Source organism: Mycobacterium sp. UM_11 (assembly GCF_001414075.1).
In the GTDB taxonomy this organism is placed as follows: Bacteria; Actinomycetota; Actinomycetes; order Mycobacteriales; family Mycobacteriaceae; genus Mycobacterium.
The window spans coordinates 1-9,379 of the sequence record NZ_LATC01000142.1 but is presented as its reverse complement, the minus strand read 5'-3'; the positions used below and the strand labels follow the sequence as shown (position 1 = coordinate 9,379).

Genomic DNA, 9,379 nt, shown 5'->3' with positions numbered 1-9,379 from the left:
CGGCGCGCCGATCCTCGACGTCAGGGCCGTCGCGGAGTTCTCGCGGTGGTACGCGGGCGAAGTCGACCTGTCGGCCCCGCCGCCGGGCATGGCGCCGGGGCGGGCGGCCGACCTGTCCGGGCTCGCGGCCGCCTACATCGCCGTCGCCGGTTACGACCCGCTGCGCGACGACGGCATCCGGTACGGCGAACTGCTCGGCGCCGCAGGCGTGCCCGTCGAGGTGCACAACGCCGAGACCCTGGTGCACGGGTACCTCGGCTACGGCGGCGTGGTGCCGGCGGCCACCGCGGCGATGGAGCGCGGCCTGACCGCCCTGCGAACCGGCCTGCGCGGGTGAATGCTGGGCGTACGGTGAATCCATGACGGAGCCCACCTTCGCCCGCGCGGGCATCGACCCGACGTTCAAGGCGTTGCTGGACGCCTTCCCGTTGACGTTCCGAGCGTCCGACGGCGTGGAGGTCGCGCGCCGCCGGATGCGCATGCTCCAGGTGCCGCCCGAAATGCTGCCCGACCTGCGGATCGAGGACCGCACGATCGACTACGGCGAGCACTGCGACATTCCCGTGCGCATCTACTGGCCACCCCTGGAACCGGCGGAAGCGCTGCCGGTCGTCGTCTACTACCACGGCGGCGGGTTCTGCCTCGGCGGCCTGGACACCCACGACCCCGTCGCCCGCTCGCACGCCGTCGGCGCCGAGGCCATCGTGGTGTCGGTCGACTACCGGCTGGCACCCGAGCATCCGTTCCCCGCCGGGGTCGACGACGCCTGGGCGGCGTTACGCTGGGTCGCCGAGAACGCGGCCGAGCTGGGCGGTGACCCCGACCGGATCGCCGTGGCCGGCGACTCGGCCGGCGGCAACCTGGCCGCGGTGATGGCCCACCTGGCCAACGAGAACGCCGGGCCCGCGCTGAGCTTCCAGCTGCTGTGGTACCCCGTCGTCACCGCCGACCTGTCGCTGCCGTCGTTCACCGAGAACGCCAACGCGCCCATCCTGGACCGCGACGTGATCGACGCCTTCCTGTCCTGGTACCTGCCGCACATCGACATCAGCGACCCCACGACGCTGCCCGTCACCCTCGCCCCGGCGAACGCGACGGAGATGTCCGGCTTGCCGCCCGCGTTCATCGGGACCGCCGAACACGATCCGCTGCGCGACGACGGGGCCCGCTACGCCGACCTGCTCAACGCGGCAGGCGTGCCCGCCGAATTGAGCAACGAGCCCACCCTCGTCCACGGCTACGCCAGCTTCGCGCTGGTGATCCCAGCGGCCGGTGACGCCACCGACCGCGGGCTGGCCGCCCTGAAGAAGGCGCTACACCCCTAGGCGGGCACCGATGAACAGCACTCCCGATTACCACACCCTGATCGTGGGCGCCGGCTTCTCCGGGATCGGCGCCGCCATCAAGCTCGACCGCGCCGGACTGCCCGACTACCTCGTCGTCGAGGCCGGCGACGGGGTGGGCGGGACGTGGCACTGGAACACGTATCCCGGTATCGCCGTGGACATTCCGTCGTTCTCCTACCAGTTCTCCTTCGAGCAGAGCCCGGACTGGTCGCGCACGTACGCGCGGGGCCGTGAGCTCAAGGCGTACGCCGAACACTGCGTCGACAAATACGGCATCGGGTCGCGAATCCGGTTGAACACCAAGGTGCAATCGGCCGAGTTCGACGACGAGCAGTGCCTGTGGCGGGTGCAGACCGACCCGGGGGGCACGGTCACCGCCCGGTTCCTGATCAGCGCGTGCGGCGTGCTCACCGTGCCCAACCTGCCCGACATCGACGGGGTGGACACCTTCGGCGGGGTGACGATGCACACGGCCCGCTGGGATCACGACCAGGACCTGAGCGGCAAGCGCGTCGCGATCATCGGCACCGGCGCCTCGGCCGTCCAGGTCATTCCCGAGATCGCGCCGATTGTCTCCCAGCTCACCGTTTTTCAGCGCACCCCGATCTGGTGCTTCCCCAAGCTGGACGTCGCGTTGCCCGCGCCGGCCCGCTGGGCGATGCGGATTCCCGGCGGCAAGATTCTGCAACGGCTGCTCAGCCAGGCCTTCGTCGAAGTCACCTTCCCGATCTCCGCGCACTACTTCACCGTCCTGCCGCTGGCCAAGAGGATGGAATCGGCCGGGCTGGCCTACCTACGCAAACAGGTGCACGACCCGGCGGTGCGCGACCAGCTCACCCCGCGCTACGCAGTCGGCTGCAAACGCCCCGGTTTTCACAACGAGTACCTGGCCACGTTCAACCGGGACAACGTGCGACTGGTGACCGAGCCGATCGACAAGATCACGCCCGACGCGGTGGCGACCACCGACGGCGAACACCACGAGATAGACGTGCTGATCCTGGCCACCGGCTTCAAAGTGATGGATCCCGACGACGTCCCGACGTTCGCGGTCACCGGCAGCGGCGGCAAGTCGCTGAGCCGGTTCTGGGACGAACACCGGTTGCAGGCCTACGAGGGCGTGAGCGTCCCCGATTTCCCCAACCTGTTCACCGTGTTCGGGCCGTACGGCTACGTGGGCTCGTCGTATTTCGCGCTGATCGAGACGCAGACCCACCACATCGTGCGGTGCCTGAAACGGGCGCGACGCGAGGGCGCGACGCGGGTCGAGGTCACCGAGGAGGCCAACGACCGGTACTTCGCCGAGATGCTGCGCCGACGGCACCGGCAGATCTTCTGGCAGGACAGTTGCCGCCTGGCCAACAGCTACTACTTCGACAAGAACGGCGACGTGCCGCTGCGCCCCACCACCACGGTGGAGGCCTACTGGCGCAGCCGGCGCTTCGACCTCGACGACTACGAATTCACCGGCTGAGCGCTGGCCGCCCCCGGCCGCGGTGAAAAACCCGGTGCTGGCCGTCGGTGCCCGGCGCTAGGCTTCACGCGTGGCCAAGGAATTTGCGCGTCTCGACGAGTCACTGGAGCGGTTCATCAGCGACCAGGCGATGTTCTTCGTGGCCACCGCGCCCTCCGAGGGAGGCCGAATCAACCTGTCCCCCAAGGGATATCGGGACACCTTCGCGGTGCTCGACGACCACACCGTCGCCTATCTGGACCTGTTCGGCAGCGGCGTGGAAACCATTGCCCACCTGCGGGAAAACGGCCGGATCACGATCATGTTCTGCTCGTTCAGCCGCAACTCGCGCATCCTGCGGCTGTTCGGCACCGGACGGGTGGTCCGCCCCGACGACGCCGAGTTCGGCGGCCTGGCAGCGCATTTCGGCAAGCCGCACGCCGGCGTGCGCGCCGTCATCGTCGTCGACCTGGAGCGGATCGCCGACGCGTGCGGGTTCGCGGTGCCGTATTACGAGCTCGTCGACGAACGGCCTGTGCTCGACGAACACCACAACAAGGCGCCCGCCGAGGCGTACGTCCGCCTCGTCCAGCGCAACCGCTGCAGCATCGACGGATTGCCGGCGTTGGACGCCGACCACCCGCCGCCTAGATCGCGCGCTTGAGCTCGTCGACCATGTTGAGCTGCTCCCACGGCAGCTCGATGTCGGTGCGGCCGAAGTGCCCGTAGGCGGCGGTCTGCGCGTAGATGGGGCGCAGCAGATCCAGGTCGCGGATGATCGCGCCGGGGCGCAGGTCGAACACCTCGGGGACGATCTTCTCGATCTTGACCGGGTCGACGGTCGCGGTGCCGAACGTCTCGATGAACAGGCCGACCGGGGCGGCCTTGCCGATCGCGTAGGCCACCTGCACCTCGACCCGCTCCGCCAGCCCGGCGGCGACGATGTTCTTGGCCACCCAGCGCATCGCGTACGCCGCGGACCGGTCCACCTTGGACGGATCCTTGCCGGAGAACGCGCCGCCGCCGTGGCGGGCCCAGCCGCCGTAGGTGTCGACGATGATCTTGCGGCCGGTCAGGCCCGCGTCGCCCATCGGGCCGCCGAGGACGAACTTGCCGGTGGGGTTGACCAGCACCCGGGTGCCCGACGCGTCGAGGGTGTCGTGCGCCAGCTCGTTCAGCACGGTTTGCAGGACGTGCTCGCGGATGTCGGGGTCGAGCTTCTTCTCCAGGTCGATGCCGTCGGCGTGCTGCGTCGAGACGACGACCGTGTCGAGGCGCACCGGGACGTCGTCCTCGTAGGCGATGGTGACCTGCGTCTTGCCGTCCGGGCGCAGGTATCCCAGCGTGCCGTTCTTGCGCACCTCGGTCAGCTTGCGCGACAGCCGGTGGGCCAGCGCGATCGGCAGCGGCATCAGCTCGGGGGTGTCGTTGATCGCGTAGCCGAACATCAGGCCCTGGTCGCCGGCGCCTTGGGAGTCCAGCGGGTCCGCGGCGCCCTCGACGCGCGCCTCGTGGGCGGTGTCGACGCCCTGGGCGATGTCGGGCGACTGGGCGCCTATGCCGATGTTCACCCCGCACGACGCCCCGTCGAAGCCCTTGTCCGACGAGTCGTAGCCGATGTCGAGGATCCGCGCGCGGACGGTGTTGGTGATGTCGGCGAACGCCTCCTTGGCCGACGTGGTCACCTCACCGACGACGTGCACCTGGCCGGTGGTGACCAGCGTCTCGACCGCGACACGTGAGCGGGGGTCCTGCGCCAGCAGGGCGTCGAGGACCGAGTCGCTGATAGCGTCACAGATCTTGTCGGGATGTCCCTCAGTCACCGACTCACTGGTAAACAGGCGACCCTTTTCGCTCACAATCTCAATCCTTCCGAATAGTTAGTAAACCGAATTATATCGGCTGGCATCGGGCCGGCCGGCACCTGGCCTGGCGCCTCAGGCGAACCGAACCGTCTTATCCGCCGCCGTGCAGGAACGTGGCGATCGCATCCACGATACGACTGGCCATCAGCGTCTTGGAGCCGTGCTGCAGCGCGGACTCGGTGCCGTCGGACGCGAGCAGCCAGCCGTCGTTGCTGTCCACCTCGAACGCCCTGCCGTCGCCCACCGCGTTCACCACCAACAGGTCGCAGCCCTTGCGGCGCAACTTGGCGCGCGCGTGGAAGAGCACGTCGCCGTTGGCGTCGCCCGTTTCCGCGGCGAACCCGACGATGGCCCGCATGTTGGGCAGCTCGCCGCTGGCACGCGCCCGCACCGCACCGGCGAGCACGTCGTCGTTGCGGACCAGCTCGATCGTGGGCGGGCTGTCCTGATCGTCTGGGCCCTTTTTGATCTTGGCGGCCGAAACCTGCGCGGGCCGGAAGTCGGCGACGGCCGCGGCCATCACCAGCACGTCCGCGGCGGGGGCGTGCTTGGCCACCGCGTCGCCGAGTTGCTCCGCCGAGCTGACGTGGACGACCTCGACCCCGGCCGGGTCGATCAGCCCCGCGGTGTGCCCGGCGATCAGCGTGACCTCGGCGCCGCGCTGCGCGGCGACCCGCGCCACCGCGTAGCCCTGCTTGCCGGAGCTGCGGTTGCCGATGAAGCGCACCGGGTCGATCGGTTCGCGGGTACCGCCCGCGGTCACCAGCATCTTGCAGCCGGCGAGGTCGTAGTGCAGCGCGTCGTGGCGTTCCAGCAGCAGCTGGGCCAGCGTGGTGATCTCCTCGGCCTCGGGCAGCCGGCCGGAGCCGCTGTCGGCGCCGGTGAGCCGGCCGAACGCCGGTTCCAGCACCACCGCCCCGCGGCGCCGCAGGGTGGCCACGTTGTCGACGGTGGCCGGGTGCAACCACATCTCGGTGTGCATCGCCGGCGCGAACATCACCGGGCACCTGGCCGTGAGCAGGGTGGCGGTCAGCAGGTCGTCGGCGCGGCCGTGCACCGCGCGGGCGAGCAGGTCCGCGGTGGCCGGCGCCACCACGACCAGGTCGGCCTTCTGGCCCAGCTGGACGTGCGGCACCTCGGGGACGTTCGCGAAGACGTCGGTGTGCACGGGCTGGCCGGAGAGCGCCTCGAACGTGGCGGCTCCGACGAAGCGCAGCGCCGACTCGGTGGGGATGACGCGGACGAGATGACCGGCCTCGGAGAGCTGACGAACGACCGTGCACGCCTTGTAAGCGGCGATGCCACCGGAGACGCCGACGACAATCCGTTTGCGGTCCACAGTTGGCCCGGCCCTGCCCTGTTACTCGCCCTCGGTGTGCTCGAGCAGGTCGGCGTGGATCTCCCGCAGCGCGATCGACAGCGGCTTCTCCTGAAGCCCCGGCTCGACAAGCGGCCCAACGTATTCGAGGATGCCCTCGCCGAGCTGGTTGTAGTAGTCGTTGATCTGGCGGGCGCGCTTGGCGGCGTAGATCACCAGGGCGTACTTGCTCGACACGCGGTCGAGCAACTCGTCGATGGGCGGGTTGGTGATGCCCAGCGGGGTGTCGTAGGCGCCCTGCCCCCCGGCCGACGGGTCGAACCGATCGGGGACGGCGGCCAACGCCGCGTCAGACTGCGGAATAGTCACGTAGGTCAATCTCCTGGCGGATTAAAGCGGCTGGTACCGCTGGCAATTCGATGCTCAATCTCGATTGGATATGGTCCGGCTCCTGGTCTGGCCAGGCGGGTCATGCCGACCCGGCGCAGTTCCCACCAGCAAGGATACCAATTCGGCGCACGCAGACTCCAATTGACTGTTGACGACGACCTCGTCGAAGTCGTCCTGGGCCGCCATTTCGATGCGGGCGGTCTCGAGCCGGCGCCGCATGGCCTCCGGCGTTTCGGTGCCGCGGCCGACGAGCCTGGCCTCCAGATCCTGCCAGCTGGGCGGGGCCAGGAACACGGTGACGGCCTCCGGCATCGCCTTCTTGACGGCCCTGGCGCCGGCCAGGTCCACCTCGATGAGCACGGGGATTCCGGCTGCCGTCGCGGTCCGCACCGGCTCGGCCAGGGTGCCCGACCGGTGCAGCCCGCCGTGGATGTCGGCCCACTCCAGCAGTGCGCCGTCGTCGATGAGCTGCTGGAAGCGGGCGGGGCTGACGAAGTGGTAGTCGACGCCGTCGACCTCGCCCGGCCGCGGCGCCCGCGTCGTGGCCGAGACGGAAAAATGCAGGTCAGGAACCCGCTCGCGCAGGCATCTGACCACCGTCGACTTGCCGACCGCGGAGGGACCGGACAGCACGACCACACGTCCCGGTGGTGCGGGACGCGTCCCGTGCTCGACGTCCGGTCCCCCGCCGGCGCTCACAGGCGCTCCTGGGCCGCGACGCCCACAGGGCGGGTTGGCCAACTCGGCCGGGCTGGCCGGACTAGGAGCCGAACTTTTCCAGCAGGGCCTTGCGCTGGCGGTCGCCGAGGCCCCGCAGGCGGCGGGTGGGGGCGATCTCCAGCTCGGTCATGATTTCCTGCGCTTTGACCTTGCCCACCTTGGGCAACGCCTCAAGCAGCGCGGAAACCTTCATCTTGCCCAGGACTTCGTCGGTCTCGGCGTCCTTGAGCACCTGCGTGAGGTTGGTGCCGCCGCGCTTCAGCCGGTCCTTGAGCTCTGCTCGTGCTCGACGTGCGGCGGCCGCCTTCTCCAACGCGGCCGCGCGCTGCTCGTCGGTCAACTGGGGAAGGGCCACGATTCCTCCGTATCTGATCAATCAATCTCAATCGATCGCTTTGTGTCTCTGCCTGCTACTTCAGCCAGCGGAGACGACCGTACTCAGGCCTCCTGACGAAATCTAACCCGGCCCCCTGGTTCCGGGGACAAACTCCCAGCATGAGCCCGGCGGGTGCCCCGAAAAACCGGTCGCCGTGGCCGCCCTGAGGGCCGCCGTACCGGGGGCCGTCAGGTCGGCCAACCGGCCTACCAGGAGGGCGCCCGCAGCGCTCTGAGCAGCCGTTTTGCCGGGCTGGGCGGTGCCCGAGGGCAGGCGGGAGGCGCCGGCCGATGGGGGCCGCGGCGGGCCGAGACGCGTCATGCGGGCGATCTCGCATTTTTCGTCGCGTGTCGCGCGTGTCGCGCCTGCGTAGCCGCGCGGGTGCGATTCGCGAGCCGATTGCTGGTACGAGCCCCGGCCGATACGCAGGGAGTTACCATCTAGCCGTGTCGAACCTGCGGATCCGTCAGGCCGCTGAGCTGCTCGGAGTCAGCGACGACACGGTCCGGCGATGGATCAACCAGGGGTCCCTGGCGGTCAGCCACGACGCCGCCGGCCGCAAAGTCATCGCCAGCGAGGATCTGGCCCGCTTTTCGCGCAGCAACGCCCCGGCCCCGCCCCCGGATCCGCTCAGCATCGGCAGCTCGGCCCGCAACCGGTTCGTCGGGCTGGTGACCCAGGTGACCAGCGACAAGGTGATGACCCAGGTGGAGATGCAGTGCGGTCCCTTCACCGTGGTGTCGCTGATGAGCACCGAGGCCGCCGAGGAGCTGCAGTTGCGCCCCGGCAGCGTCGCCGTGGCCGTCGTCAAGGCCACCACCGTGATCGTGGAGACCGCGCGCCCCAGCACGTCGCTAGCGTCGGACTGACGCGCACGTAGGGCCCCGTACGACGGGCTACGGGGCGGCCAGGTAGGCGACGGCGTCCAGCATCCGCTCGCCGGCCGCCCGCAGTTCGGGCACGCCCGGCCCCGCGCGCAGCACCTCGCGGGCCACCGCGGGGAGCAGCTGGCCCGGATCCGCCCCGCCCAGCCCGGCGAGCGCCTCGGGCCGTCCGCCCTGCACGCCCAGGCCCGGCACCAGCACCGGTCCGCCCAGCGCGCTGAGGTCGGGGGCCTGAAGCACCGTCGCGCCGACCACCACTCCGACATAGCCGGGCCCGTGCGGCGTGGCGGACTTGTTCACCACAGCCGCCTGGTCGACGACCAACTGGGCCACCGTGCGGCCGTCGAAGGCGGCGCGCTGCACGGTCGCGCCCTCGGGGTTGGAGGTGGCGGCCAGCACGAACACGCCTCGGTCGTGCGCGGCGGCCGCCTCCAGCAGCGGCCGCAGCGAGCCGAACCCCAGATACGGCGAGGCCGTCACCGCGTCGGCGGCCAGCGGCGAGTCACCCGCCCAGGCGGCGGCGTAGGCGGCCATCGTGGTGCCGATGTCACCGCGCTTGGCGTCGGCCAAAACCAGCACCCCCGCCGCGCGCAGGGCCGCGATGGTGCGTTCCAGCACCGCGAACCCCGCGGCGCCGTAGGGCTCGAAGAAGGCGACCTGGGGCTTGACGACGGCGAACCCGGAGAACGCCTCGACGCAGATGTCGCAGAACGCCGCCACCCCGTCGGCCGTGGTCGGCAGGTCCCAGGCGCGCAGCAGCTCGGGGTGCGGATCGATGCCCACGCACAGCGGCCCGCGTTGCGCCTTGGCCTCGGCCAGCCGCAGGCCGAACCCGGTCACCGATCGCCTTGCCCGGGCGCGGCGCCCTGGCCCATCAGGCTGTGCAGCTCCTGCAGGGACCGCACGCCGATGTCGCCGCGGATGCCCGCCTCGATGCCCTGGATGGCGGCCGAGGCGCCCTGCACCGTCGTGACGCAGGGAATGTTGACCGAGACCGCGGCGGAGCGGATCCTGTCTCTTATACACA

Annotated in this window: 12 protein-coding genes; 5 read left to right on the top strand and 7 right to left on the bottom strand. The window is 70.2% G+C overall.

The genetic code is table 11. The features are described from left to right. The 4 genes from WU80_RS22890 to WU80_RS22875 all read left to right on the top strand — a co-directional run. On the top strand, nucleotides 1-337 hold a 337-nt coding region (locus WU80_RS22890; protein ID WP_156371828.1), incomplete at its 5' end, for an alpha/beta hydrolase fold domain-containing protein. Nucleotides 338-359: 22 nt separating this feature from the next. Continuing rightward, entirely contained in the window at nucleotides 360-1,325 is a 966-nt protein-coding gene (locus tag WU80_RS22885) for an alpha/beta hydrolase (protein WP_055403734.1), read from the top strand. Between the two features lie 10 nt (nucleotides 1,326-1,335). Beyond that, nucleotides 1,336-2,820: an NAD(P)/FAD-dependent oxidoreductase gene (locus WU80_RS22880; protein WP_055403733.1), complete on the top strand. Its 1,485-nt coding sequence runs from the start codon at nucleotides 1,336-1,338 to the stop codon at nucleotides 2,818-2,820. 70 nt (nucleotides 2,821-2,890) lie between these two features. Further along, nucleotides 2,891-3,463: a pyridoxamine 5'-phosphate oxidase family protein gene (locus tag WU80_RS22875; RefSeq protein ID WP_055403732.1), complete on the top strand. Its 573-nt coding sequence runs from the start codon at nucleotides 2,891-2,893 to the stop codon at nucleotides 3,461-3,463. Here WU80_RS22875 and metK read toward each other — a convergent pair. The 5 genes from metK to mihF all read right to left on the bottom strand — a co-directional run bounded on the left by metK (nucleotide 3,447) and on the right by mihF (nucleotide 7,447). Further along, nucleotides 3,447-4,658 (bottom strand): methionine adenosyltransferase, encoded by a 1,212-nt coding sequence (metK, locus tag WU80_RS22870; RefSeq protein WP_055403731.1) that lies wholly within the window; start codon nucleotides 4,656-4,658, stop codon nucleotides 3,447-3,449. The two genes, WU80_RS22875 and metK, sit on opposite strands and share 17 nt — an antisense overlap. Nucleotides 4,659-4,755: 97 nt before the next feature. Continuing rightward, on the bottom strand, nucleotides 4,756-6,003 hold the full coding sequence (gene coaBC / locus WU80_RS22865; RefSeq protein ID WP_055403730.1) for a bifunctional phosphopantothenoylcysteine decarboxylase/phosphopantothenate--cysteine ligase CoaBC: 1,248 nt from the start codon (nucleotides 6,001-6,003) through the stop codon (nucleotides 4,756-4,758). Between the two features lie 21 nt (nucleotides 6,004-6,024). Further along, nucleotides 6,025-6,351, bottom strand: coding sequence for a DNA-directed RNA polymerase subunit omega (gene rpoZ, locus WU80_RS22860; protein ID WP_055403752.1), 327 nt, complete (start codon nucleotides 6,349-6,351; stop codon nucleotides 6,025-6,027). Nucleotides 6,352-6,405: 54 nt separating this feature from the next. Next, nucleotides 6,406-7,071 (bottom strand): guanylate kinase, encoded by a 666-nt coding sequence (gene gmk, locus WU80_RS22855; RefSeq protein ID WP_082459886.1) that lies wholly within the window; start codon nucleotides 7,069-7,071, stop codon nucleotides 6,406-6,408. Nucleotides 7,072-7,132: 61 nt separating this feature from the next. Then, nucleotides 7,133-7,447, bottom strand: coding sequence for an integration host factor, actinobacterial type (gene mihF / locus WU80_RS22850; protein WP_007171927.1), 315 nt, complete (start codon nucleotides 7,445-7,447; stop codon nucleotides 7,133-7,135). 467 nt (nucleotides 7,448-7,914) lie between these two features. Between mihF and WU80_RS22845 the strand changes: the two genes are divergently transcribed. Beyond that, entirely contained in the window at nucleotides 7,915-8,337 is a 423-nt protein-coding gene (locus WU80_RS22845) for a molybdopterin-binding protein (RefSeq protein ID WP_055403728.1), read from the top strand. Nucleotides 8,338-8,364: 27 nt separating this feature from the next. Here the strand turns inward: WU80_RS22845 and pyrF are convergent, their stop codons facing one another. Together pyrF and WU80_RS25985 are read right to left on the bottom strand one after the other, a co-directional pair. Beyond that, nucleotides 8,365-9,192 (bottom strand): orotidine-5'-phosphate decarboxylase, encoded by an 828-nt coding sequence (pyrF, locus tag WU80_RS22840; protein ID WP_055403727.1) that lies wholly within the window; start codon nucleotides 9,190-9,192, stop codon nucleotides 8,365-8,367. Next, on the bottom strand, nucleotides 9,189-9,379 hold a 191-nt coding region (locus WU80_RS25985), incomplete at its 5' end, for a hypothetical protein (protein WP_156371826.1). The genes pyrF and WU80_RS25985, both read right to left, overlap by 4 nt.

What these genes read in the sequence shown, in the direction of transcription:
- WU80_RS22885 (WP_055403734.1), top strand. Translation starts at nt 360, where the DNA reads ATGACGGAGCCCACCTTCGCCCGCGCGGGCATCGACCCGACGTTCAAG.
- WU80_RS22880 (WP_055403733.1), top strand. Translation starts at nt 1,336, where the DNA reads ATGAACAGCACTCCCGATTACCACACCCTGATCGTGGGCGCCGGCTTC.